21 protein-coding genes and 1 pseudogene are annotated in these 24,730 nt (G+C 73.6%); 14 read left to right on the plus strand and 8 right to left on the minus strand.

The genetic code is table 11. From position 1 onward, the window contains the following. Positions 1-5: 5 nt before the first annotated feature. The 6 genes from GA0070621_RS29140 to rdgB all read left to right on the plus strand — a co-directional run bounded on the left by GA0070621_RS29140 (position 6) and on the right by rdgB (position 5,843). Entirely contained in the window at positions 6-971 is a 966-nt protein-coding gene (locus tag GA0070621_RS29140; protein WP_091201740.1) for a PLP-dependent cysteine synthase family protein, read from the plus strand. Positions 972-1,200: 229 nt separating this feature from the next. After that, positions 1,201-1,956 carry an MBL fold metallo-hydrolase gene (locus tag GA0070621_RS29145; RefSeq protein ID WP_091201742.1) on the plus strand — a complete coding sequence of 252 codons (756 nt, stop codon included), beginning with the start codon at positions 1,201-1,203 and terminating at the stop codon, positions 1,954-1,956. A gap of 92 nt (positions 1,957-2,048) precedes the next feature. After that, the gene (locus GA0070621_RS29150) at positions 2,049-3,191 is read left to right on the plus strand and encodes a glycosyltransferase family 4 protein (RefSeq protein ID WP_091201744.1); all 1,143 of its coding nucleotides are present in this window, start codon (positions 2,049-2,051) and stop codon (positions 3,189-3,191) included. An 11-nt stretch (positions 3,192-3,202) separates the two neighbouring features. Then, entirely contained in the window at positions 3,203-4,387 is a 1,185-nt protein-coding gene (locus GA0070621_RS29155; RefSeq protein WP_167667579.1) for a glycosyltransferase, read from the plus strand. Positions 4,388-4,503: 116 nt separating this feature from the next. Beyond that, positions 4,504-5,229 carry a ribonuclease PH gene (rph, locus tag GA0070621_RS29160; RefSeq protein ID WP_091201748.1) on the plus strand — a complete coding sequence of 242 codons (726 nt, stop codon included), beginning with the start codon at positions 4,504-4,506 and terminating at the stop codon, positions 5,227-5,229. Continuing rightward, positions 5,226-5,843, plus strand: coding sequence for an RdgB/HAM1 family non-canonical purine NTP pyrophosphatase (rdgB, locus tag GA0070621_RS29165; RefSeq protein ID WP_091201750.1), 618 nt, complete (start codon positions 5,226-5,228; stop codon positions 5,841-5,843). The genes rph and rdgB overlap by 4 nt, the downstream gene beginning before the upstream one ends. A 63-nt stretch (positions 5,844-5,906) precedes the next feature. On the opposite strand, the gene GA0070621_RS29170 is transcribed toward rdgB, so the two are convergent. Beyond that, a complete protein-coding gene (locus tag GA0070621_RS29170; RefSeq protein WP_167667580.1) occupies positions 5,907-6,389 on the minus strand; it encodes a GNAT family N-acetyltransferase in 483 nt (160 codons plus the stop codon). 59 nt (positions 6,390-6,448) lie between these two features. Beyond that, positions 6,449-7,528, minus strand: a complete 1,080-nt coding sequence (locus tag GA0070621_RS29175) for an XRE family transcriptional regulator (protein WP_167667581.1) — start codon at positions 7,526-7,528, stop codon at positions 6,449-6,451. Positions 7,529-7,828: 300 nt separating this feature from the next. Between GA0070621_RS29175 and GA0070621_RS30605 the strand changes: the two are divergent. Then, positions 7,829-7,990, plus strand: a pseudogene (locus GA0070621_RS30605) (DivIVA domain-containing protein); the annotation flags it as partial. Beyond that, a complete protein-coding gene (locus tag GA0070621_RS29185; RefSeq protein WP_091201753.1) occupies positions 7,990-8,244 on the plus strand; it encodes a hypothetical protein in 255 nt (84 codons plus the stop codon). The pseudogene GA0070621_RS30605 and the gene GA0070621_RS29185, both read left to right, overlap by 1 nt. 76 nt (positions 8,245-8,320) lie before the next feature. Here GA0070621_RS29185 and hutH read toward each other — a convergent pair whose 3' ends face one another. The 6 genes from hutH to GA0070621_RS29215 form a co-directional block, all read right to left on the minus strand. Next, positions 8,321-9,856, minus strand: a complete 1,536-nt coding sequence (gene hutH, locus GA0070621_RS29190) for a histidine ammonia-lyase (RefSeq protein WP_091201755.1) — start codon at positions 9,854-9,856, stop codon at positions 8,321-8,323. Then, positions 9,853-11,073: an imidazolonepropionase gene (hutI, locus tag GA0070621_RS29195; RefSeq protein WP_231920980.1), complete on the minus strand. Its 1,221-nt coding sequence runs from the start codon at positions 11,071-11,073 to the stop codon at positions 9,853-9,855. The genes hutH and hutI overlap by 4 nt, the downstream gene beginning before the upstream one ends. Next, complete coding sequence (locus GA0070621_RS29200; protein ID WP_091201756.1) at positions 11,070-12,422, minus strand: formimidoylglutamate deiminase; 1,353 nt, start codon at positions 12,420-12,422, stop codon at positions 11,070-11,072. The genes hutI and GA0070621_RS29200 overlap by 4 nt, the downstream gene beginning before the upstream one ends. Positions 12,423-12,597: 175 nt before the next feature. After that, positions 12,598-13,794, minus strand: a complete 1,197-nt coding sequence (locus GA0070621_RS29205) for an allantoate amidohydrolase (protein ID WP_091201759.1) — start codon at positions 13,792-13,794, stop codon at positions 12,598-12,600. A 114-nt stretch (positions 13,795-13,908) separates the two neighbouring features. Then, positions 13,909-15,564, minus strand: a complete 1,656-nt coding sequence (gene hutU / locus GA0070621_RS29210; protein WP_091201761.1) for a urocanate hydratase — start codon at positions 15,562-15,564, stop codon at positions 13,909-13,911. A 12-nt stretch (positions 15,565-15,576) separates the two neighbouring features. Then, the gene (locus tag GA0070621_RS29215) at positions 15,577-16,425 is read right to left on the minus strand and encodes a MurR/RpiR family transcriptional regulator (protein ID WP_091201764.1); all 849 of its coding nucleotides are present in this window, start codon (positions 16,423-16,425) and stop codon (positions 15,577-15,579) included. Between the two features lie 116 nt (positions 16,426-16,541). Here GA0070621_RS29215 and GA0070621_RS29220 point away from each other — a divergent pair, with 116 nt between their 5' ends. The 6 genes from GA0070621_RS29220 (at position 16,542) to GA0070621_RS29245 (ending at position 24,709) form a co-directional block, all read left to right on the plus strand. After that, positions 16,542-18,641, plus strand: coding sequence for an acyltransferase family protein (locus GA0070621_RS29220; protein ID WP_167667583.1), 2,100 nt, complete (start codon positions 16,542-16,544; stop codon positions 18,639-18,641). Positions 18,642-18,769: 128 nt separating this feature from the next. Next, the gene (locus GA0070621_RS29225) at positions 18,770-20,050 is read left to right on the plus strand and encodes a hypothetical protein (protein WP_091201769.1); all 1,281 of its coding nucleotides are present in this window, start codon (positions 18,770-18,772) and stop codon (positions 20,048-20,050) included. A gap of 16 nt (positions 20,051-20,066) precedes the next feature. Then, entirely contained in the window at positions 20,067-21,188 is a 1,122-nt protein-coding gene (locus GA0070621_RS29230) for a glycosyltransferase (RefSeq protein WP_091201771.1), read from the plus strand. 142 nt (positions 21,189-21,330) lie between these two features. Continuing rightward, a complete protein-coding gene (locus GA0070621_RS29235) occupies positions 21,331-22,479 on the plus strand; it encodes a glycosyltransferase family protein (RefSeq protein ID WP_167667584.1) in 1,149 nt (382 codons plus the stop codon). Further along, the gene (locus GA0070621_RS29240; RefSeq protein WP_091201777.1) at positions 22,476-23,630 is read left to right on the plus strand and encodes a glycosyltransferase family 4 protein; all 1,155 of its coding nucleotides are present in this window, start codon (positions 22,476-22,478) and stop codon (positions 23,628-23,630) included. The genes GA0070621_RS29235 and GA0070621_RS29240 overlap by 4 nt, the downstream gene beginning before the upstream one ends. Beyond that, complete coding sequence (locus GA0070621_RS29245; protein ID WP_167667585.1) at positions 23,627-24,709, plus strand: glycosyltransferase; 1,083 nt, start codon at positions 23,627-23,629, stop codon at positions 24,707-24,709. The genes GA0070621_RS29240 and GA0070621_RS29245 overlap by 4 nt, the downstream gene beginning before the upstream one ends. Positions 24,710-24,730: the final 21 nt, after the last annotated feature.

A 24,730-nucleotide genomic window follows, 5' to 3' on the forward strand; every position in this document is an offset into this window, starting at 1 on the left:
GCGTCATGGCGCGGTACGACAGCCTGCTCGACGCGTGTGGCGGCACGCCCCTGGTCGGGCTGCCCCGGCTCTCGCCGACGGTGCCCGACGGGGCACCGCCGGTGCGGCTCTGGGCGAAGCTGGAGGACCGGAACCCGACCGGCAGCATCAAGGACCGGGCGGCCCTGCACATGGTCCGCGCGGCCGAGGAGGCCGGCCGGCTCCGCGCGGGTGACACCATTCTGGAGCCGACCAGCGGCAACACCGGCATCTCGCTGGCCATGGTGGCGAAACTGCGCGGTTACCGGCTGGTCTGCGTGATGCCGGAGAACGTCTCCACCGAGCGGGTGCAACTGCTGCGGATGTACGGCGCGGAGATCATCTTTTCGCCGGCCGCCGGCGGCTCGAACCAGGCCGTGGCCACGGCGAAGCAGATCTCGGCCGAGCACCCGGACTGGGTGATGCTCTACCAGTACGGCAACGAGGCGAACGCCCGGGCGCACTACGAGACGACCGGGCCGGAGCTGCTGCACGACCTGCCCACGATCACCCACTTCGTGGCCGGTCTGGGCACCACCGGCACGCTGATGGGCACCGGGCGCTACCTGCGGGAGAAGGTGGACGGCATCCAGATCGTCGCCGCCGAGCCCCGCTACGGCGAACTGGTCTACGGCCTGCGCAACATCGACGAGGGCTACGTGCCCGAGCTCTACGACGCCGGGGTCCTCTCCCGGCGTTTCTCGGTCGGCACCCGGGACGCGGTGCTGCGGACCCGGCAACTCGTCGAGGTGGAGGGGATCTTTGCCGGCTTCTCCACCGGCGCGATCCTGCACGCCGCCCTCGCGGTGGCGCACGAGGCGGTACGGGACGGCCGTGGCGCTGACGTCGCGTTCGTGGTCGCCGACGGCGGCTGGAAATACCTCTCGACCGGGGCGTACGGCGGCACCCTCGCGGACGCCGAGGAGGCCCTGGAGGGGCAGCTCTGGGCCTGACGGTCCTCGGCTCGGGTCGGTCGGCGGCACCCCGTCGGCCGGCCCGACCTCTTTCGTGCCCGGGGACGAGACGCGTACGGGTGTCACGTTGATGACAACTTCCGTTAGATGATTCTTGCCGACCGGGACCGACGCGTAGGCTGCGCACCGTGGCGCACGCGTCGGTAAAGATCATCGGCGGGGCGACTGCCGGCGTGTCGGCTACGAAGCGTGACATCGAGGCAACCGGATGCGACTGACGGTCCTCGGCTGCGCGGGCAGCTTCCCCGGCCCCGAGTCCCCCTGCTCGGCATACCTGCTGGAGGCGGAGGGTTTCCGGCTCCTGATCGACTTCGGTTCGGGGGCGCTCTCCACCCTCCAGCGCTACGTCGGGCTGCACGCCCCCGACGCCATCCTCCTCACCCACCTGCACTGCGACCACATGCTCGACGCGGTGTCGTACGTGGTGGTGCGCCGGTACGCCCCGGACGGCCCGTACCCGCCCCTGCCCGTCTACGCCCCCTCCGGCGCGCCGGACCGGATCGCCGCCGCATCCGACACGTACGGGCAGAACGACAGCACGGTCGAGGACGTCTACCAGTTCTACGGCCTGCAGCCGGGCACCTTCCCGATCGGCCCGTTCACCGTCACCGTCGACCGGATGAACCACCCGGTCGAGACGTACGGCGTGCGGCTGGAGCACGGCGGCCGGGTGTTCTGCTACTCGGCGGACACCGCGCCGTGCGAGGCGCTGCTGCGCCTCGCCCAGGACGCCGACCTGTTCCTCTGCGAGGCCAGCTACCTCGACGGCGTGGAGAACCCGCCGGACCTGCACCTGACCGGCCGCGAGGCCGGCGAGGCGGCGACCAAGGCGGGGGTCGGCCGGCTGCTGCTCACCCACCTGGTCGCGGCCTGGGGCAGCGAGGCGCTCACCGTCGAGGCCGCGGCCGGGGCCTACGCGGGACCGCTGGAAGTGGTCCGCGCCGGCGCCTGCTACGACGTCTGACCTCGCCGTCGGCGCGTCGCGTTGCCGCAGTGTTCGCCGGCCGGTCAGCGGCCAGTCGCCTGGCGCATTCGTCCGGGCCGCACCCTCGGGCCATGCGGATCGCCATCGTGACCGAGTCGTTCCCGCCGGACGTGAACGGCGTGGCGCACTCCGTCCTCCGGACCGCCGAACACCTCCTGACGCGGGGCCACGAGCCGCTCGTCATCGCCCCGGCACCGGCCGGCGGCCGACGCCGGTCGGTGGAGCGCCACCCCTATCCCGTGGTGCGGATCCCGAGCCTGCCGCTGCCGCGCTACCAGGGCTTCCGGCTCGGCGTACCGGCCGCCGGGCTGGCCGACGCGCTGCTCGGCCACCAGCCGCACGTCGTCCATCTCGCCAGCCCGTTCATCCTGGGCGGGGCGGGCGCCACCCTGGCCACCCGGCACGGCCTGCCCACCGTCGCGGTCTACCAGACCGACGTCGCCGCCTACGCCCGGGCGTACCGGGTGGGCTGGGGTGAGGCGGCGGCCTGGCGTCGACTCCGCGAGATCCACAACTCGGCGCAGCGCACCCTCGCCCCCTCCACCCGGGCCGCCGCCGACCTGATCGCCAACGGGGTCCAACGGATCTGGCTCTGGCGGCGCGGCGTCGACGCCGACCGGTTCCACCCGACCCGGCGCAGCGAGTCCCTGCGCCGGACCCTGGCGCCCGGAGGCGAACTGCTGGTCGGCTACGTGGGACGCCTCGCCCCGGAGAAGCGGGTGGAACTGCTGGCCGCCGCCGCCCGGCTGCCCAACGTACGGATCGTGGTCGCCGGTGACGGCCCGGACCGCCGCCAGCTCGAACGCGCCCTGCCGGGGGTGCGCTTCCTCGGCGTCCAGCAGGGTGCGGCGCTGGCCCGGCTCTACGCCAGCCTCGACGTCTTCGTGCACACCGGACCGCACGAGACGTTCGGGCAGACGCTCCAGGAGGCCGCCGCCAGCGGGGTACCGGTGGTGGCCCCGGCCAGCGGCGGCCCGGTGGACCTGGTCGAGTCGGGCGTGACCGGCCTGCTGGTACCGCCCGGCGACGCGGACGCGCTCGCCGCCGCGGTCGCGGAACTCGCCGCCGACCCCGCCCGCCGGGACGCGTACGGCCGGGCCGCCCGGGAGGCGGTCAGCCGGCGTAGCTGGAGCGCGGTGGGAGACGAGTTGATCGGGCACTACCACGCCGTCGTCGCCGGTATGCCGGCCGCCGGCCTCGCCGCGCACGGATGAGCGGCCGGGCGATGCGCATCGTCCGGGTGGCGAACTTCGTCACCGGCCGATCCGGTGGTCTGCGTACCGCGCTGCGGCACCTCGGCGAGGGCTACCTGGCCGCCGGCCACGAACCGGTGCTGGTGTTCCCCGGCGAACGGTACGGCGACACCCGCCGGCCGTGGGGCCGGGAGATCACCCTGCCCGGGCCGGAACTGCCCGGCAGCGGCGGCTACCGGCTGCTGGCCGGCCGGCGCCGGCTGGCCCGGGTGCTCGCCGACCTGGCTCCCGACCGGCTGGAGGTGTCGGACCGGAGCACCCTGCGGTGGACCGGCGGCTGGGCCCGTGACCACGGGGTGCCGTCGGTGATGGTCTCCCACGAGAGTCTGACCGGGTTGCTCGGGCAGTGGCGGGTGCCGGCCGGCGCGGCCCGCCGGATCGCCGACCGGCTCAACCGGGAAACCCTGCACCGGTACGACCAGGTTGTCTGCACCACCCGGTGGGCGGCCGAGGAGTTCCAGCGGCTGGACGCCGCGCCCGTCGCGCTGGTGCCGCTCGGCGTCGACCTGGACACGTTCCACCCCGGGCGCGCCGACCCGACGCTGCGCGAGCGGTACGCCGACCACACCGAGGTGCTGCTGGTGCACTGCGCCCGGCTGTCGGTGGAGAAGCGCCCCGAGTTGGCCGTGGCCGCCCTCGCCCGGCTGCGCCGCGACGGCGTACCCGCGGTGCTGGTGATGGCCGGCGACGGGCCGCTGCGGTCCGCCCTGGCCCGGCGCGCGGCGGGCCTGCCGGTGCACTTCACCGGCTTCCTGCCCGACCGGACGCGCCTCGCCGCGCTGCTGGCCAGCGCGGACGTGGTGCTGGCGCCCGGTCCGGTGGAGACGTTCGGCCTGGCCGGGTTGGAGGCGCTCGCCTGCGGCACCCCGGTGGTGGCCAACGCGGCCAGCGCCCTGCCCGAGGTGATCGGGTCGGGCGGCCTCGCCGCCTACGGCACCCCGTCGGCGATCGCCGAGGCCGTCGCGCGGCTGCTGGCCCGCCCGGAGGCCGACCGGCGCGAGGCGGCCCGGCGCCGGGCCGAGGAGTTCGGCTGGCCCGCGGCGGTCGCCGGCTTCCTCCGCGCGCACGGCGTCGATCGCGCACAGCCGCCCGGCCCGCCCCGCGAGCCCGCACAGCCGTCGGGCGTCACCCCACCGGAGGCGTCCGCCACGCCCTGATCCGTGGCACGCCCGTCCGCGCCCTTCGGCGGTCGCCGGCCGGGCCGGCGCGCGGGCGCCGACGCCCCGGACCCACCCCGCAACGGACCGGGCCGGGCACCACATAGGGTGCAGGCATGGCGCGACCTGACGGGCGGCAGCCCGACCAACTCCGACCGGTGACCCTGACCCGGGGCTGGAGCACCCACCCGGAGGGCTCGGTCCTCGTCGAGTTCGGGGCGACCCGGGTGCTGTGCACGGCGAGCGTGACCGAGGGGGTGCCCCGCTGGCGCAAGGGTTCCGGGCTCGGCTGGGTGACCGCCGAGTACGCGATGCTGCCCCGGGCCACGAACACCCGCTCGGACCGGGAGAGCGTCAAGGGGAAGATCGGCGGGCGTACCCACGAGATCTCCCGGCTGATCGGCCGCAGCCTGCGCGCCTGCGTGGACCTGAAGGCCCTCGGCGAGAACTCGATCGTGCTCGACTGCGACGTGCTCCAGGCCGACGGCGGCACCCGGACCGCCGCGATCACCGGCGCGTACGTGGCGCTGCACGACGCGGTGACCTGGCTGGCCGAGCGCAAGGCCCTGACCGGCAAGGTGGAGAAGGTGATGCACCGCTCGGTGGCCGCGGTCAGCGTCGGCATCATCGAGGGCGAGCCGCGGCTGGACCTCTGCTACGCCGAGGACGTGACCGCCGAGGTCGACATGAACGTGGTCTGCACCGGGACCGGCGACTTCGTCGAGGTGCAGGGGACGGGCGAGGCCGGAGTCTTCGCCCGTGAGCAGCTCGACGCCCTGCTGGACCTGGGCGTCATGGGCTGCCTGGAACTGGCCGACGCGCAGCGGAAGGCGCTCTCATGAACAAGGTGCTCCTCGCCACCCGCAACCGCAAGAAGCTCGTCGAGCTGCAGCGGATCCTCGACGGCGCGCTCGGCGCGCACCGGATCGCCCTGCTCGGCCTCGACGACGTCGAGGCGTACCCGGAGCTGCCGGAGACCGGCCTGACGTTCGGCGAGAACGCGCTGATCAAGGCCCGGGAGGGGTGCCGGCGTGCCGGCCTGCCGACCATCGCCGACGACTCCGGGCTGGCGGTGGACGCGCTCAACGGCATGCCGGGCGTGTTCAGTGCCCGCTGGGCCGGACGGCACGGCGACGACCAGGCCAACCTGCAGCTCGTCCTGGACCAGATCGCCGACCTGCCGGACGAACACCGTGCCGCGTCGTTCGTCTGCACCGTGGCGCTGGTGCTGCCCGGCGGCAAGGAGCACCTGGTCGACGGCCGTCAGGCCGGCCGGCTGCTGCGCGCGCCGCGTGGCGACGGCGGTTTCGGGTACGACCCGATCTTCCTCGGCGAGGGCCAGGAGCGGACCAACGCGGAGCTGACCCCGGAGGAGAAGGACGCGGTCAGCCACCGGGGCAAGGCGCTGCGCGAACTGGCCAAGCTGGCCGCCAAGGTGCTCCCGCCGGTGGCCTGACGGCACCGACCCGAGATCGCGCTCGATCCGCGAAGTAGTGGCATCCCATCGCCAGGGAGGCCACTACTTCCGCGCCAGGTCGAGGACGAGTAGATCCATCGACGGCCCCCAGGGGAGGGCGGATAGACCTACCTGCCGCCATCCGTTGCGCGCGTACATCGCGCGGGCCGGCGACCGCGGGTCGGACGCGAGCGTGGCGTACCGCTCGGGTCGCTCCCACAGGAGCCGGCGCATCAGTTCGGCACCGATTCCCTCACCACGGCGGTGCGGACGGACGATCCACTCCATGATGGCGATCTTGTCGGCGTCGCGTACCTCGGCGGGCGGGTCGGTATTGGCGCGGGACCACCAGCGGCCGGCCGGCATGGTCCACCCGTACGCCGCTCCGACCAGGGTCCCGTCGTCCTCGGCGGTGATGAGGGTGAACCCGGGCCGGGCGGCCTCCTCGGGCAAACCGGCGCGGAACCGAGCGACGTGCTCGGGACCCTCCTGATACGGCGGTGCTGCGTAGACGAGCGCATACAGATCGGCGAGAAAAGTAAACACGCGCGTTGCTGAGCTCGCCCGGTGGGTGGCATAGACAAGTATGCCCGGATGCTACGGAGCTAAGCCCGCACCCGCTCCACGAGGTCCCCATATGCCGGCCGCTGTTGCTCGCCCTCCGGCACGGCAGCGACTACGTGGCCGGCCACTGCCCTCACGAGTTGGTTCTGCTGCTCGCTGGGTAGCTGGTCAAGCAGGTCGGCAGCCATGCGCAGCCCGTCAGGAATGTGCCCGCCCCGGATCAGCGCCGCCGCCTGGTGCAGTTGTACCTGCGTGCGCAGCCGCGCCTGCGACGCCGGGTACAACTGCAGCGCTCGTTCCTGCGCGGCGGTGGCCGCCTGCCGGTTGCCGGCGTGGGTGTACACCCACGACTCGGTGTGCCGCAGCCGATGCTCTGGCCATCCCCACAGCGACTCCACGTCGGCGGTCACTGCATCGGGCAGCGCGTCCACATGCTCGGCCAACTGCCGCACGGCGACCACCGCGTCGTCGTGCCGGCTGGCGAGAGACAGGGCCTGGGCTCGCCCGGCGAGCAGCCCGCACGTGGCCGCCGACGGGGCCGCGTCCACGAGCGGCAGCACTTCGTCGGACAGCGCAACCACGGCGGCCGGGGCGCGGCCGTCGTAGCAGCCGTTGACCACGTCCCACGCGCGCGTGAGCACCCGCGTTTCGGCATCGCCGGACTCGTCGGCGGCCCGCTGGGCGCTGGCCCACCACCGCCTGGCAAGCAGTGCCTGCCCGGATGCGACCAGGCTGAGCGCGACGATCACCGACAGGTGGCCGGCGGCGCGCAGCAGCAAGGGTCGACGCCGCCCGCTGTCGGCGGCGACCTGGTGCTGCAACACCATCAGGTCCCGCCCGAGCTGGGTCATCAACTGGTCGTGCGGCTGGAGGTAGTAGCCACGCTCGTAGCCGGCGACGATCTCCGCCCACTCGTCGAAGTCGATATTGACGGCGGCGCTGAGCCCTTGCCGCAGGGCTTCCCAGCCGACCATTCGGTCCACTGCGGGTGCTGCGGCGAGCGCACCCATCGCCTGGAGGATCGCCCGTCTGCGCATGTCCTTGTCGCCTGCCTGCCTGCTCGCGTACGCGGCTTCCAGTGCACCGTCGGCGGCCAACACTCGGTCGTAGGCGGCGACCACTTCGGTGCTCGCCGGGCGGGTGCCGCGCTCGATTTGCCCCAGGTAGCCGAAGTCGTACCTGGTCAGCTCGGCGAACTCCGCAGCGACCAGCCGGCTGCCTTGCGGTGTCGCCTGAGTATCTCTCCGAAACCGTGCATCTCGCCTCTCAGCCTGTGGGCTGCCGCGTGGGCCCACTGCTCACGGCTGCCGTATTCACAGCGTAGTGGGCACGCTACCCATATCGGTCGATCATTTCGGCCGCCGCGAAAGGAGTGCGAGCGGCCACCGCCCCGAGGCACGGAATTCCGGTACGAATTCGCCCCGCGAGAGGTGCAGGACTTTCTCGACCGGGTCGCCGGTGACCTGGCCGCCGTTTACGACGCGCTCGGGCAGAGCCGGCGGGAGACCGATCGGATCAGGGCCGCGTTACGCCGTTGGCAGTCCGAGCAGGCCCGTGCCCGCAACGAGCGGAGCCAGGGGTGATGACCGAACGTTGGGTGATCCACCTGCCGGTGGTCGTCAACGACCTGGTCTCCGCCCAGCGGCTCGCCCGGGTGGTGGCGCACTGGACCCACGCGTTGCCACAGACCGAACCCGGCGGCACCACGGTCTCACCTGAGGACGACCAGAACGTACGCCACTGGGTCTTCTGCGACCAGGTCCTCCCTGGCGGCCGGCGCTGCCTGCTGCGGCCTGACCACGACGGCGAGTGCTCCCGCCGGCCCCGGCCACGATGAGCGTGTTCCACCGGCCGGGGCGTCGGTGTCCTGCCTTCCAGTGTGGTGCGCCGCAGCGTCCGAGGCGAGGCCCCGCTCAGCCGAGCGGGCCGACCTCCCGTTCGATCGCCGCGCGCAGCTCGGGCCCGCGCAGCACCTCCCGGGCGGCCTCCATCAGCGGGGCGAGGAACACGTCCGGTCCGGGCCCGCCCACCACGTCCGCGAGGGCGGCCAGCGCGGCCCGGCCGGCCGGCGACGGGGTCAGCGGCGCCCGGAGCTGAAGCCCGCGTACGGCGGCCAGCAGCTCCACCGCGAGCAGGCTGGCCAGGTTGTCCAGCACGGTACGCAGCTTCTTGGCCGCCGCCCAGCCCATCGAGACGTGGTCCTCCTGCATGCCACTGGTGGGCAGCGAGTCCACCGACGCGGGCGCGGCGAGCCGCCGGTTCTCCGCGACGATCCCGGCCGCCGTGTACTGGGCGATCATCAGCCCGGAGTTGACCCCGGCGTCGGGGGAGAGGAACGCGGGCAGGTCCCGGGAACGGGTGACGTCGAGCAGCCGGTCCACCCGGCGCTCGGCGATGGCGCCCACCTCGGCGGCGGCGATGGCCAGGTAGTCGGCGGCGAAGCCGAGTGGCGCGCCGTGGAAGTTGCCGGTCGACTCGACCCGCCCGTCCGGCAGCACCACCGGGTTGTCCACCACGGACCGCAGCTCCCGCCCGGCCACGGTCGCGACGAAGTCGAGGGTGTCCCGGGCCGCGCCGGCCACCTGCGGGGCGCAGCGCATCGAGTAGGCGTCCTGCACCGCGTGCGCCAGGTCGTGGCGGTGCGAGTCCATCACCGCCGAGTCCTGCAACAGCTTGTGGATGTTGGCCGCCGAGGTCTCCTGGCCGGGGTGCGGCCGGATGGCGTGCAGTTCGGGCAGGAACGGCCGTTCCGAGCCGAGCATCGCCTCGATCGCCAGCGCGGCGGTCACGTCGGCCATGGCGAAGAGGTGCCCGGCGTCGTGGATGGCCAGCAGCAGCATGCCGAGCATCCCGTCGGTGCCGTTGATCAGGGCCAGCCCCTCCTTGGCGGCCAGCTCGATCGGCGCCAGGCCGACCCGGCGCAGCGCCTCGCCGCCGGGGATCCGCTCCCCGGCCGGGCCGAGCACCCAGCCCTCGCCGAGCAGCACCAGCGCGCAGTGCGCCAGCGGGGCCAGGTCGCCGGAGGCGCCGAGTGAGCCGTGCTCCGGCACCCACGGGGTGACCTCGTGGTTGAGCAGGTCCACCAGCGCCTCGGCGACCAGCGGCCGGACCCCGGAGCGGCCCAGGGCGAGCGAGCGTACCCGCAGCAGCATCATCGCGCGGACCACCTCGCGGGGCATCGGCGCGCCCACCCCGGCGGCGTGCGAGCGGATCAGCGCGTGTTGCAGCTCGGCCCGCCGCTCGGGCGCCACGAAGGTGTTCGCGAGGGCCCCGAAGCCGGTGGAGACGCCGTAGACGGGCCGCCCGGCCGCCTCGATGCCGTCCACGATGGACCGGCTGGCCGCCATCGCCTCCACGGCGGCCGGGTCGAGGACGACCTTGGCGGCGCCGCGGGCGACGGCGAGCACGTCGGCGGGGGAGATCCCGGTGGGCTGGATGGTCACGGTCATTGCGGCACTCCGTTGTGCAGAACCTGGCGGATCAAGGGGACACCGGGCCGGTAGGCCAGGTGCAGGTGGGAGGGGGCGTCGAGGATCATGAGGTCGGCCCGGGCGCCGGGCCGCAGCCGCCCGACGTCGTCGCGGCGTAGTGCCGCCGCCCCACCGGCGGTCGCGGCCCACACCGCCTCCGCCGGGGTCATCCGCATCTCGCGTACGGCGAGCGCGATGCAGAACGGCATCGACGACGTGTACGACGACCCGGGGTTGCAGTCGGTTGCCAGCGCCACGGTCACGCCCGCGTCGAGCAGCCGCCGGGCGTCCGGGTACGGCGACCGGGTGGAGAACTCCGCCCCGGGCAGCAGGGTGGCGACGGTGCTGCTCTCCGCGAGCGCGTCGATGTCGGCGTCGGTCAGGTGGGTGCAGTGGTCCACGCTGGCCGCGCCCAGTTCCACCCCGAGCTGCACGCCCGGCCCGGGACCGAGCTGGTTGGCGTGCACCCGCACGCCCAGCCCGACCGCCTGCCCGCAGGCGAGGATCGCCCGGGCGTGGTCCACGTCGAACGCGCCCCGCTCGCAGAACACGTCGATCCACCGGGCGTACGGCGCGGCGGCGGCCAGCATCGGCCCGCACACCATGCCGACGTAGTCGTCGGGGCGGTCGGCGTACTCGGCGGGCACGACGTGCGCCCCGAGGAACGTGGTGTCGTCGGTGAACTCGGCGGCGATCCGCAGCGAGCGGGCCTCGTCGGCGACCGTGAGGCCGTACCCGCTCTTGATCTCGATGGTGGTGGTGCCCTGCCGCATCGCCTCGGTGTGCAGCCGCTGCACGGTGGCCCGCAGCTCGTCGTCCGAGGCGGCGCGGGTGGCGCCGACGGTGGTGCGGATGCCGCCCCCGGTGTACGGCTCGCCGGCCATCCGGGCGGCGAACTCGGCGGCCCGGTCCCCGGCGAATACCAGGTGGGCGTGGCTGTCCACGAAGCCGGGCAGCACGGCGGCCCCCGCGGCGTCGATCCGCCGGTCGGCGGCCGGGGCGTCCCGGGCCGGCCCGATCCAGCCCACCAGCCCGTCCTCGACCAGCAGGGCGACGTCGCGGCGCAGACCCAGCGGCCCGCCCGCGCCGCCGGGGGAGTTGGTGACCAGCTCCCCGATGTTGTCCACCAGGAGGCTGCCCGAGTGTCGCACCGCCCGCCGAACCGGTCCGTCCGGCCGCATCGGGAAGCCGGTCATGCGGTCACCTCCGCGATGGCCGCGTGCAGCTCGGCCGGCACGTCCACGGTCAGGTGCCGGCCCCCGGCCACGACGGTCCGTCCGTCGACCACCACGTGCGTGACGTCGGCCGCGGTGGCCGCGAAGAACGCGCCGACCGGCGGCACGCCGGCCGTCCGGGCGCTGTCCAGCCGTACGGTGACCAGGTCGGCCCGGTCGCCGACCGACAGCCGGCCGGCGTCCCCCCAGCCCAGCGCGGCGTGTCCGCCGACGGTGGCGGCGGTTACCAGCTCGGCGGCGGTGAAGTGCCCCCGCCGGCGGGTACGCAGCCGCTCGTCCAGCTCCACCGCGCGGGCCTCCTCGAAGAGGTCGACCACCGCGTGGCTGTCGCTGCCGAGGCTGAGCGGGCTGCCCGCCTCGGCCATCCGGCGGGCCGGCCCGATCCCGTCGGCGAGGTCCCGCTCGGTGGTGGGACAGAGGCAGACCCCGGTCCGGCTCTCCCCGAGCAGGGTGACGTCGGCGCCGGTCGGGTGGGTGGCGTGCACCGCGGTGGTGTGCGGGCCGAGCACCCCGTGGTCGGCCAGCAGCCGGGTCGGGGTGCAGCCGTGCACGGCCCGGCAGGCGTCGTTCTCGGCCGGCTGCTCGGAGAGGTGCACGTGCAGCGGCACACCGGCGCGGTCGGCCAGATTGGCGACGGTGGCGAGCTGCTCCGCCGGCACGGCGCGGACCGAGTGGATGGCTGCGCCGACGCGGGCGTGGTCGTCCTCCGGGCGGAAGGCGGCCACCCGCTCGGCCCAGCGCAGCGCGTTACCGTCGCCGAACCGCCGCTGCGGCCCGACCAGCGGATCCCCGTCCACCGTCGCGGTCAGGTACGCGGTGTCCAGCAGCGTGATCCGGATGCCGGCCTGCCCGGCCGCCGCCACCAGCGCCGCCGACATCGCGTTCGGGTCGGCGTACGGGGTGCCGTCCGGGCCGTGGTGCAGGTAGTGGAACTCGCCGACGCAGGTGATCCCGGCGAGCGCCATCTCGGCGTACGCGGCCCGGGCCAGGGCCAGGTACGAGTCCGGGTCGAGCCGGGCGGCCACCGTGTACATGACGTCCCGCCAGCTCCAGAAGTCACCCCGCCCGCCGTGGGTACGCCCGCGCAGCGCCCGGTGGAAGGCGTGCGAGTGGGCGTTGGCCAGGCCGGGCAGGGTGAGCCCGGGCAGGCGTACCGCGTCGCCCAGCACCTCGACGCCGGCGGCCGGCCTACCCGCGCCGACCAGCGGGGTGACCGCGGTGATCCGGCCGTCCTCGGCCTCGATCAGCACGTCGGGCGTGGGTTCGGCGTGCTCGGGCAGCCAGGCGTACTCGGCCAGCCAACGGGTCACCGTCCTCGCCTCCTTTCGAGCTGAGTCGTACGCGACATCGCCCGGTTCCGGGTCGGTCGGTCCGTCGTCGTCACCACTCGACCACGTGCCGGCCGAGTCGGCCGCGACATCAGCTCGAAAGGCGTCGCGCCCCCTCGTGCCATCGGCGTCCGGGGCATCGCCGGCGCCGTCCCGGTCAGCGGCATGCCAGCTCCTCCAACACCCGGGCCAGGGCGACCACCCCGGCGGCGCAGTCGGCGTCGGTGGCGGACTCGGCGGGGGAGTGCGACACCCCGCTCGGGTTGCGCACGAACAGCATCGCGGTGGGCAGGTGCGCGGCGAGCACCCCCGCGTCGTGCCCCGCCCCGGTGGGCAGCACCGGCGCGTCCAGCAGCGCCGCCAGCCGGTCGGCCAGCCCGCCGTCGAACGCGACGAGGGGGGTCGCCGACTCCTGCGTGCAGGCCAGTTCGGTGCCGTCCCGGCGGGCCCGCTCGGCGGCCTTGGCCCGTACCGCCTCGACCAGGCCGTGCAGCGTCTCCGGCTCGGCGGCCCGGGCGTCCAGCCAGCCGGTCACCCGCGCCGGGATCGCGTTGGTGGCGTTCGGCTCGACCGACACCCGGCCCACGGTGGCGTGCGCGTCGCGCAGCCGGGCCTCCTTGTTCGCCGCGAGCACCGTGAACGCGTAGGTGAGCATCGGGTCGCGGCGGTCGGCCATCCGGGTCGTACCCGCGTGGTTGGCCTCGCCGTGGAAGTCGAACCGCCAGCGGCCGTGCGGCCAGATCGCGCTGGCCACGGCGACCGGCGCGGCCCGGTCGACCAGCGCCCGGCCCTGCTCGACGTGCAGCTCCACGAAGGCCGCGAAGCGGCCGAGCAGCGCGGGGTCGGCGCCCGCCGGCCGGTCGCCCAGCGCCTCGGCGAAGCTCACCCCGGCCGCGTCGCGCAGCTCGGCCGCGCGGTCCACCGCGATCTCCCCGGTGAGCAGCCGCGACCCCAGGCAGGGTACGCCGAACCGGGCCCCCTCCTCCTCCACGAACGCGGCCACCGCCACCGGCCGGACCGGGGCGATTCCGGCGGCCCGCAGCTCGTCCACGGCGAGGAACGCGCTGACGATGCCGAGCGGCCCGTCGTACGCCCCGCCGTGCGGCACCGAGTCGAAGTGGCTGCCGGTCAGCACCGCGTCCCCGGCGTCCGGGTCGCCCCACCAGGCGAACAGGTTTCCGTTGCCGTCCTCGGCCACCGGCATGCCCCGCCGCGCGGCCTGCTCCCGGAACCAGTCCCGCAGCCACAGCTCCGGCTCGGTGAACGCGTACCGTAGGTAGCCTCCGCTGCCCGCGCGTCCCACCGGGGCCAGCTCGTCCCACAGCTCCCGGAACCGGCCGGCCAGGTCGCTCACGCCGTTCTCCCGTTGTTCGCGACTGCGGGGCTCCGCTGCGCTGCACTCCTCGCGCTCACGCCGTGCCTCTGATGTTCGCGACTGCGGGGCTCCGCTGCGCTGCACTCCTCGCGCTCACGCCGTGCCCTCCGCCATCGGGACGCGGACGCCGGTGCGGGCGGCGACCTCGCGGGCGTCGTCGTAGCCGGCGTCGACGTGCCGGATGACGCCCATGGCCGGGTCGTTGGTGAGCACCCGCTCGATCTTCTGCCCGGCTAGGGCGCTGCCGTCGGCGACGCAGACCTGGCCGGCGTGGATCGAGCGGCCGATGCCCACCCCGCCGCCGTGGTGGATGGACACCCACGACGCGCCGCTGGCGGTGTTGACCAGCGCGTTCAGCAGCGGCCAGTCGGCGATCGCGTCGGAGCCGTCGGCCATCGACTCGGTCTCCCGGTAGGGGCTCGCCACGCTGCCGCAGTCCAGGTGGTCCCGGCCGATCACCACGGGCGCGCTCAGCTCGCCGGAGGCGACCATCTCGTTGAACCGCACCCCGGCCTTGTCCCGCTCGCCGTAGCCGAGCCAGCAGATCCGGGCCGGCAGGCCCTGGAACGCGACCCGCTCACCGGCCAGCCGGATCCACCGGGCGAGGGACTCGTTCTCCGGGAACAGGTCGAGGATGGCCCGGTCGGTGGCCGCGATGTCGGCCGGGTCGCCGGAGAGCGCCGCCCAACGGAACGGGCCCTTGCCCTCGCAGAACAGCGGCCGGATGTACGCCGGCACGAAGCCGGGGAAGTCGAACGCGCGCTCGTACCCGCCGAGCTTCGCCTCGCCACGGATCGAGTTGCCGTAGTCGAAGACCTCCGCGCCCGCGTCGAGGAACCCGACCATCGCCTCGACGTGCTTGGCCATCGACGCCCGGGCCCGGTCGGTGAACTCGGCCGGCTTCGCCGCCGCGTAGTCGCGGGCGTCGGCCAGCTCCACCCCCTCCGGCAGGTACGACAGCGGGTCGTGCGCGCTGGTCTGGTCGGTGACGATGTCGATGGCGACGCCCCGGCGCAGCAGCTCCGGGAAGACCGTGGCGGCGTTGCCCACCACGCCGACGCTCAGCGCCCGCCGGTCCCGCTTCGCGGCCAGCACCCGCTCGACCGCGTCGTCCAGGGAGTCGGCGATCTCGTCCAGGTAGCGGTCGTGCGCCCGCCGCTCCAGCCGGCTGCGGTCCACGTCCACGATCAGGCAGGCGCCGCCGTTCATGGTCACCGCGAGCGGCTGCGCCCCGCCCATCCCACCGCAGCCGCCGGTCAGCGTCAGCGTGCCGGCCAGCGAGCCATTGAACCGCTTGGCCGCGACGGCGGCGAACGTCTCGTAGGTGCCCTGGAGGATGCCCTGGGTGCCGATGTAGATCCAGGAGCCGGCGGTCATCTGACCGTACATGGTCAGCCCGAGCTGCTCCAGGCGGCGGAACTCCGGCCAGGTGGCCCAGTCGCCGACCAGGTTCGAGTTGGCCAGCAGCACCCGGGGCGCCCACTCGTGGGTACGCATGACGCCGACCGGGCGGCCGGACTGCACCAGCATCGTCTCGTCGTCGCGCAGCTCGGTCAGCGTCCGGACCAGCGCGTGGTACGACGGCCAGTCCCGGGCGGCCTTCCCGGTGCCGCCGTAGACCACCAGGTCCTCGGGGCGCTCGGCCACCTCCGGGTCGAGGTTGTTCATCAGCATCCGCAGCGCGGCCTCCTGCGGCCACCCCTTCGCGGTGCGTGTGGTGCCGCGGGCGGCGCGGACGGGCTGGTGCATCTCGTACTCCTCTCAGCCGAGGAACAACTGGCGGCGGGCGGCGGACGACTCGAACGCCTCGAGCCGGGCCTGGGTCTCGGCCGGGGTGGCGTCGCAGATCGCCTGGAGCACCACCATGGCCAGGGTCATCGGGGCGGTGTGCAGGTCGAAGACCAGGTCGGTGCCGACGGCGGCGGGCAGCACCACCTGGGCGTGCTCGGTGGCCGGGCTCACCGGGGAGTCGGTGATCGCCACGACGGTCAGCCCGGCGTCGCGGGCCTCGCGCAGCGCGTCCAGGGTCTCCCGGGGATAGCGGGGCAGCACGAAGGCCAGCAGCCCGGTCGCCCCGGCGGCGGCGGCCTGTTCGAGCCGGTCGGCCAGGAGGCTGCCGCCGTCGTCGAGCACCCGCACGTCCGGGTGCACCTTCGCCGCGAAGTACGCGAAGTACGCGGCGAGGGGCGCGGCGGCGCGCAGCCCGAGCACCGGTAGCGGACGGCTGGCCGCGAGCAGCTTGCCGACCTCGGCGATCCGGTCGGCGTCGGCGAGCTGCCCGGCGAGCCGGTCGAGGTTGCCCAGCTCGGCGCGGACCGCCCGTTGGAGGGCGTTGCCGGCGTCGGTCGGGTCGGTGCCGCCGGTGGCGGAGAGTTCCCGCAGCCGGCGGCGCAGCGCGGGGTAGCCGTCGTGGCCGAGCGCCATCGCGAACCGGGTCACCGACGGCTGGCTGACCCCGGCCAGCTCGGCGACCTCCGCCGCCGACAGGTACGCCGCCGCGCCCGCGTGCTGCACCAGGCAGTGCGCGATCCGGCGCTGGGTCGGGGTGAGCCGTACGCCGTGGAACAGGTCGAGCAGGCGGTCGGTCGGTGCCGCACCGCTTTCATTCATGCGGTGACTCTATGCATGAAAACTTTCAGAGCGCAACCGTCGGACGGCCGCAGGACGACAACGCGCGCCGCCGTCTCTGTACTATCCGCACCGCGGGTGAACAGAGGAGTGGGGGCATGCGGCCGGTGACAGCAGACCCTCCGGCCGCGCCACCGCCGGCGGCCGGCACCGGCGCGCGCCCGCGTCGCGGCTTCCGGACGGACATCGAGGGCCTGCGCGCCCTCGCCGTCCTGCTGGTCGTGCTCTGGCACGCGGGCGTCCCGTTCATCTCCGGCGGATTCGTCGGGGTCGACGTCTTCTTCGTCATCTCCGGATACCTGATCACCAGCGGGATGGTGGCGGAGGTGGCGGCCCGCGGGCGCCTGTCGCTCGGCGGATTCTGGGCGAGGCGGGCGAAGCGGTTGCTGCCCAGTTCCGCGCTCGTCCTGCTCGCCTCCCTGGTCCTCACCTACCTCTTCCTGCCGGACATCCGCTGGAAGGACACGGCGTGGGACGCGGTGAGCAGCGCCATCTACATGATCAACTGGCGGCTCGCCGGCCAGTCCGTCGACTATCTCGCCGCCGAGCAGGCCCCGAGCATCGTTCAGCACTTCTGGTCCCTCGCGGTCGAGGAGCAGTTCTACCTGCTGTGGCCGGTACTGCTGGTGGCCGTCGCCTGGGTGGCGCGGCGGCGGGGCGCGACGCTCCCACGGTTCGGCCGGCTCGCCCTGGCGGTGGTGGGCGTCCTCTGGCTGGCCTCCTTCGTCTGGTCGGTGCTGCTGGTCCAGGCCGAACCCGGCCGGGCCTACTTCGTCACCACCACCCGGATCTGGGAACTCGCGGTCGGCGCACTGCTCGCCCTGTGGCCGTTCCGGCGGCTGGGCGGTGCCGCGGCGTCGGCGTCGGGGTGGATCGGCATCGCGGCAATCGTGGGCTCGGCGGTGGCACTCGACAACTCGATGCCCTTCCCGGGCGCGCTGGCGCTGCCCGCGACCATCGGGACCGCACTCGTCATCGCGGCCGGCCCGGGCGCCCGGTACGGCCCGGTGGCGGTTCTGCGCGTGCCGCCGATGCAGTTCCTCGGCGGCATCTCGTACACGCTGTATCTCTGGCACTGGCCGCTGATCGTGGCGTTCACCGCGCCAACGGACGATCCGGGCATCGTGTTGCCGGCCGCCGCGGTGGCGCTCTCGATCCTCCTCGCGTACCTGACGAGCCGGTTCGTGGAACGGCCGGTCTGGCACTCGCGGAAGCTCTCGGTGCGGCCCCGGGCCGCGCTCGTCGTCGGGTTGTCCTGCACCGCGCTGTCGGTCTGCGCGGGCGTGGTGTTCCACCTCGTCACCGCGGTGAGCCCCACGGATGGCGCGACCCTGCTGAACGCCCGGGGCGCCGCCGTGCTGACGCCGGGCGACACCACCGGAGCGGGCACTCCCGTCAACCACGTAGCGTCGATCGTGCCCGAGCCCGCGGCGGCCCGTGACGACATTCCCTCGGTCTACGCCGATGGCTGCCACGGCGCGCCGGACGAGAGCAAGGTCCTGCGCTGCACGTACGGCAACCCCGACGCCGGGTTCACCGTCGCCCTGATCGGTGACTCCCACGCCGCCCAGTGGGTGCCCGCCCTGCAATCCATCGCGGAACGGCGGAACTGGAAGCTGCTGACGTACACGAAATCGGGCTGCCCCGCCATGGACGTCGTGGTGGCCACGGGCGCCGACGAGCGCCCGTACGAGACGTGCGTGACCTGGAACCGTTCGCTGCGCGGCGCGGTCGCCGACGACCACCCGGACCTGATCGTCACCACCAGCTACGACTACTCCGTCTATCGCGACGGCAGGGTGTTGCACGGGGCACAGAACCGGACGGCACTGGTGGAGGCGATGCGCCGGACCTGGCAGGGGCTCGCGGAGGTGGCACCCGTGGTGGTCGTGCGGGACACCCCGACGCCGCGCCGGGACATCGCCGAGTGCGTCTCCACCCACCGGGAGGAGCTGACCAGGTGCGCCGTGCCCCGGGACGAGGCCCTGGCCGGCATCGGCCCGGCGCAGGTCGACGCGGCCGAGGGCCTGACCGGCGTACGCCTGGTCGACCTGAACGACGCCATCTGCCCGGCCGACCGGTGCGCGCCGGTCATCGGTGGGGTGCTCGTCTACCGCGACGCCCACCACCTGACCGCGACCTACGCGCGGACCCTCGCCGACCGCCTCGACGAGCAGTTGCGGGTGGCGACCGGATAGCGGCCGCCGGGTGCCGACCCGACCGTCGGTAGTGGCTGGTCGGCGCGCATCCCACCAGCGACCGGCGGCAGTGGAACAAGCGTCACCTCTGTACTATCCGCACGGCGGATGAGCAGAGGAGTTGTGGCATGCAACCGGTCGGTCCGTACAGGTTCACCGAGGCACTCGGCGTCTGCCAGGTGGGCACGGCCTGGTGGGCCGTCGACGGTCAGGATCGGCTAGTCACGGTGGCGGTGCTCGCCGGTGCCGCGGCGACCGACCAGCCGTGGCGGGAGGCCTTCGCGAACGCGGCCAACGCCATGGCGCTGACCCCGGGCGGCCAGCGATACGCCAACGCCGACTTCGCGGCCGCCGAGCCGTGGGTGGCGTACCCGTCGGAGGAGGGGATGGGCGCCCAGCGTCTGTTCCAGACACTCGGCATGGAGTTGCACCCGGCGGAGTCGGAGGCGGAGGTCCTGATCACGGAGACGGGCGCGGCCGCCGACCTGCCGCAGCCGTCCCCCGAAGCGCCGACCTCCGGCGCGCCGAGCCCCACCTCCGGATCGCCGCTGCCGTGGGCGATGCACGCCGCGGTGCCCCAGCAGGTGTCTCCGGCGCCGCTGCCGGTTTCCGCCGCACCACAGCAGGTGTCCCCCGCGCCGATGTCGGGGCACCCGCAGCCGGTGAGCGTTCCACCGCCGGACCCGTTCAGCACGCCCGTCCGCCGGATCACGCCCTCCGCCCCACCCCGACGTCGGACCGGACTCTGGATCGGGATCGCGGCCGTCGTGCTGGTGGTGCTTGCCGGTGCCGGTGGCCTGGCCGTGCTGACGAGCTCGGGTGACGACAAGGAGAAGCCGGAGAACACGGCCAGTGCCAGCAGCGCACCACCGCTGTTGCCGACGACGCCGCCGGAGTCGCCCGGCGTCGAGCCGCCGAAGCCCGGTGCGTGGCCGACCCAGTGGCCGAAGTTCAAGGAGCGGGACACCGTACGGACGTTGAACCTGGACGGTCTGGGCTTCCCGGTGAAGATGCCCACGAACTGGCAGTGCACGCTCGCCGGTCGCGCCGAAGGGTTCGTCAAGTACCAGTGCGGTACGTCCGCGACGGGCGACCAGGCCGTCGGCGGAGAGGTGATCGTGCGCAACTGCCCGCAGCCGTGCAACGAGCAGTGGCAGAGCGCCATGCGCGGTGTCGAGGAGGCGTGGGGCACGCAGTGGATCCGTAGTGGCGAGTACGCCAGCTACGCCGAGAAGATCCTCGACGTCGACGGCGGGCAGCGGCACGGCCTGATCGTCGTGGCCTACTTCCGCAGCGGCGAGGACGGAGCGATCGATCGGCAACTGGTGATCCGGATGACCTCGCCGGTGCCGGAGGCGTACCAGTTGCGGCGCTTCGCCAACTACGTCCGCGACGTGGTCGTCTTCTGAGGACGGTGTCCGCCCGGTGAGCCTCGTCTCCTCCACCTCCGACGCCTCACTCCGCCCCCTCACCGACCGCTCCGTCGCGCTGGTCCACGAGTGGTTCGGTGCCACCGGCGGTTCCGAGCAGGTGTTCCTCAGCATGGCCGAGGTCGTGCCGCACGCGGAACGATTCGTGCTCTGGAAGGACCACGACGCGACGGTGGACCAGGAACTCCACGAGTCCTGGCTGGCGAGGACGCCGTTGCGGCGCAGCAAGGCGCTCGCGCTTCCGCTCATGCCGCTCACCTGGCGCACCCTGACCCGCAAGCACTACGACGTCGTCGTCTCGTCGAGTCACGCCTTCGCGCACACGGTCCGCATCGGAGACCCCGACCGGACCCGGCACCTGAGCTACGTGCACTCACCCGCCCGCTACGTCTGGAGCCCGGAGCTGGACCAGCGGGGGGCCAACGCGATGCTCGCGCCGATGCGCGCCGTGCTCCAGGCGGGCGACAAACGGCTGAGCCGGCACGTCCACAGCTACGCGGCGAACTCGCGGGAGGTCCAGGCACGGATCCGCCGCTTCTGGGGACGCGACGCCAGGGTGATCAACCCGCCGGTGGAAGTCGACTACTTCGGGGCGGCCCCGGCGCAGGTGCGCGACCAGGATCGTCGTTACCTCCTGGGCGTCGGCCGCTGGATCCCGTACAAGAACTTCGACCTGATGATCGAGATCGCCGCGGCGGCCCGCCGGCCGCTGGTCATCGCGGGCGGAGGGCCCGAGGAGGAGAACCTGCGCCGGCTCGCCGCCCGCGTCGACGTACCGGTCGAGTTCGAGATCAGGCCGACGAGGGAACGACTCCGCGAGCTGTATTGGGGAGCGGTGGCGTTGCTCTACCCGGCGCTCGAGGATTTCGGCATGATCCCGGTGGAGGCGCAGGCCTGTGGCACCCCCGTGGTGGGGTGGGCCCGCGGTGGGCTGCTGGAGACCGTGACGACCGGCGAGACCGGCTTCCTCCTCAACGCCACCGACCCGGCCGACTACATGGACCCGATTCGTCGGGCGTCGGAGCTGTCCGCCCAGGCGGCGATGACCAATGCCCGGCGTTTCACACCACAGGTCTTCCAGGCGAACGTGGCCGAATGGCTGACCGAACAGGGGTAGGCACGGACACGGGTCGCCGGACCGGCCAGGAGTGCCGGTATTGGCCCGGACCGGAGAACCCACGCATACTCTTGCCGGGCTCAGTGCACTGCGAGCGGGGGATGACTTCATGGTGACGGCGTCGCCCGTGCCGAATGTGCTGATGTTGGGTACCGCGGAATGGGACTCCCCGATCGCGACGAACCAGCACTACGTCGCGCGTGAGCTCGCGCAGGGCACGAAGGTGACGTTCGTCGAGTCACTGGGGCTGCGTCGGCCCAGGTTCAGCCGGGACGACCTCGTCCGGATGGCCTCGCGGGTCCGGAAGGCGGCCGGCGGTCGGGAAGCACCGGCACACCGCCCCCGGCCGGCCGGGGCACAGATCGTGTCGCCGCTCGTGCTGCCGGTGCATCGGACGCCGACCCGCCCGCTCAACCGGGCCCTGCTCAGGCGCGCCACCACCAACTGGCTCAGCAGCTCACGTCCCCGGGTGCTGTGGACGTTCACGCCCGTCACGTACGGCTTGGAAGAGGCGGCGGACGTCGTCGTCTACCACTGCGTGGACCTCCTGGCGACCTTCCCCGGCGTGGATGCCGTTGCCGTGGCTGGCGGGGAGAGGTCGTTGTCGTCGCGTACCGCCGTCGCCATCGCCACGAGCAAGGCCGTCCAGGAGCATCTCGTCACCGCCGGCTTCCCCCGGGTCGAACTCCTGCCGAACGTCGCGGACGTGTCGGTCTTCACCGCGGCGAGCAGGCCGGCGGCCGACCGTCGGCCCACCGTTCTGTTCTCCGGCAATCTCACCGTACACAAGCTCGACGTGCGACTTCTCGAATCGGTCGCCGTCGCCCTGCGCGGGCACGGGGAGCTGCTGCTCGCCGGTCCGCTGGCGGCCGGTGGGGGCAGTTTCGACGCGGAGCTGCGGCGGCTCGAAGAACTCGGCGCCCGCCACGTCGGCACGCTCACCCCCGCCCAGCTGGCCGAGCTGGCCGGGACCTGCGCCGTCGGGCTCATCCCGTACGAGATCAACGACTACACGCGGGGGGTCAGTCCCCTGAAGTGCTTCGAATACCTGTCCTCCGGGCTGGCGGTGCTGAGCACCCGGCTTCCGGCGGTCACCGAACTCGCGCTGACCAACTCCCACGTGGCGGTGACCGAGGCCGACGGCTTCCCCGCTCGCCTGCTGGATCTGCTCCAGCCGGTCACCGACGCCGTCGTGGACGATCGGATGGCGAGCGCGGCGGAACACGGTTGGGCAGGCCGCGGCACGTTGCTGCGCGATCTGCTGGAGACCGAACTGGTCCGTGGACGATGAAGCGGGTACTCGTCGTCAGCGTCGAACCGCCCTGGCCGGCGCAGCACGGGGGCCGCATCCGTACCGCACGCGTGGCCGAGGCGCTGAGCAACCACGTGGACGTGCTGGTCACCTTCCCCGATCACGGCAAGCGGCAGCCGGACGGGCCGGTCCCCACCCGCCCACTGCCCTGGTCACCGCCGTCCGCCGTCCGTACCCGGGCGTCGGGCCGTCCGCACCTGGGCGGGCACTACCTGGTGCCGGTCGCCGACTCCCTCGGTGCGCTCTGCGACGAGTTCCGGCCCGACGCGGTGTACTGGTCCCACTCCTACCTGGCGGCGTGGGCACCTCCGTCGTCACGACAGCAACCGCAGGTCGTCGAATTCGCCAACATCGAGAGCCGACGCCTGCGGACGCTGGTGACGGCGGCCCGTGGGTGGCAACGGATGGCCCGCCGCGCCGAGGCGACCAAGGCCGCCTTCTGGGAGCCCAGAGTGGCCGCACGCGCCGCGCTCTGCGTCGCGCTCTCCCAGCCGGACGTGGACGTGCTGCGCGGCTGGGCCCGCGATGTCGTCCTGGCCCCGAACGGTGTGGACGGATGGCCCTACACCCCCTCGCCACCGGACGGATACGTCCTCGCGCTGGCCTCGTACGACTACGAGCCGAACGTGCTGGCACTGCGCGCGTTCGTCCGGGACAGCTGGCCACTCGTCCGCGCCGAGCGTCCGGCGGCTCAACTGGTGGTCGCCGGCCGGCGTAGCGAAGCGTTGCGCCACGAACTCGCCGCCGTTCCCGGGGTGACCGTGCTCGGCACGCTCGACGACGTGGCCGACGCCTACGCGGGAGCCGCACTGACCGTCGCCCCCGCCACCACCGGCGGTGGCTCGCAGCTCAAGCTGACCGAGTCGATGTCGCGTGGGCGTTCCGTGGTCATGAGCCCGTTCGCGGCGCAGGGCCTGCCGCACGTCGTACGCGGCGTCGACGCCTGCCTGGTCGCCGACGAACCGGGTTCCTTCGCCGACGCGGTCGTCGACGGGTTGCGGGACGTGTCCGCGCGGCAGGCGCGGGAGCGTGCGGGATGGCAGCGCTGCGCGGCACTCGGCTGGCCCGAGGCGGTACGCGAGCTGGTCGCCTCCATCTCGGCCCTCACCGACCGGGAGGCGGCGCGGTGATCCGGCGCGTTCATCTGATCGAGTCAGGAGGCCGGGGCGGGGTCTTCAACCACGCCGTCGAGGTTGCCGCCGGTCTGACCGCACTCGGCGTGGACGTCGTCGTGCACACCGCCGACGACTGCGACGAGGCGCCTGCCCCGGTGGTCCTGTGCCGATGCGTCACCTGGCACCGGGCCTCGCCCAACCGGGTCGTCCGCCAGGCCCGGACATCGGCGCGCTATCTCCTGCGCACCCTGCCGCACCTGCACCGGGTGATCGGTCCGGAGGACATCGTCCATGTCCAGGGCATGTTCGCGCTCACCCCGGAACTCGTCTCGGTGGCCCGGCGCCGCGCCGCGACCGTCGTCGCCAGCCCGCACAACACCTTCGTCCGGTCGAACGCCCCCGGAGGCGGACGGGCCTTGCGCAGCGCGCTCCAGGACGCCGACCGGGTCCTCGTCTACTCGGAGGCCGACCGGCAGAGCCTGCTCGCCCGGGGCGTGGCCAACGTCGGCCGGGTTCCCCTGGTGCAGTGGACCCCACCCGTGCAGCCGGCACTCGTCGAGCACTGGCACCGGGAGCTGAAGCCGGACGGCGGCAGGCTGGCCCTCCTGCCCGGTCAGGTCCGGGCGGACAAGAACCCGGCGGTGTTCGTCGAGGCCGTGGCGCGGTTGCCGGGCTGGCGGGGAGCGGTGGTCGGGGCGGATCTCGGACCGGGCCGGCAGGTCGACGCGCTGGTCGAACAGACCGGGGCGGCCGTGACGACCGCCTACCGCTATCTGGACGTCGACGAGTTCACCGCGCTGGTCGCCGCCGCCGACGTCGTCGTCGCCCCGTACGAGGTCGCCAGCCAGTCCGGCGTGCTCGCGGTGGCGGCCAGGCTGGGCGTACCGACCGCGGTGGCTCCCTGCGGTGGTCTGGGCGAGTTGGCCACCGCCGTCGCCCGCGACAGCGGCGCCGCGGCGATCGGGGAGGCCATCGTCGCCGCGTACGACCTCGGCGCGAAGCCGATCGACACGGCGGACGCCGCCATCCGCTTCCTTCACGAGTACACCGCCACCCAGCAGAGCCGGGCCGACGGCAAGACGCGAAGCCGCTGAGGAGAGGACCGTATTGTCCAG

The organism is Micromonospora narathiwatensis, assembly GCF_900089605.1.
In the GTDB taxonomy this organism is placed as follows: Bacteria; Actinomycetota; Actinomycetes; order Mycobacteriales; family Micromonosporaceae; genus Micromonospora; species Micromonospora narathiwatensis.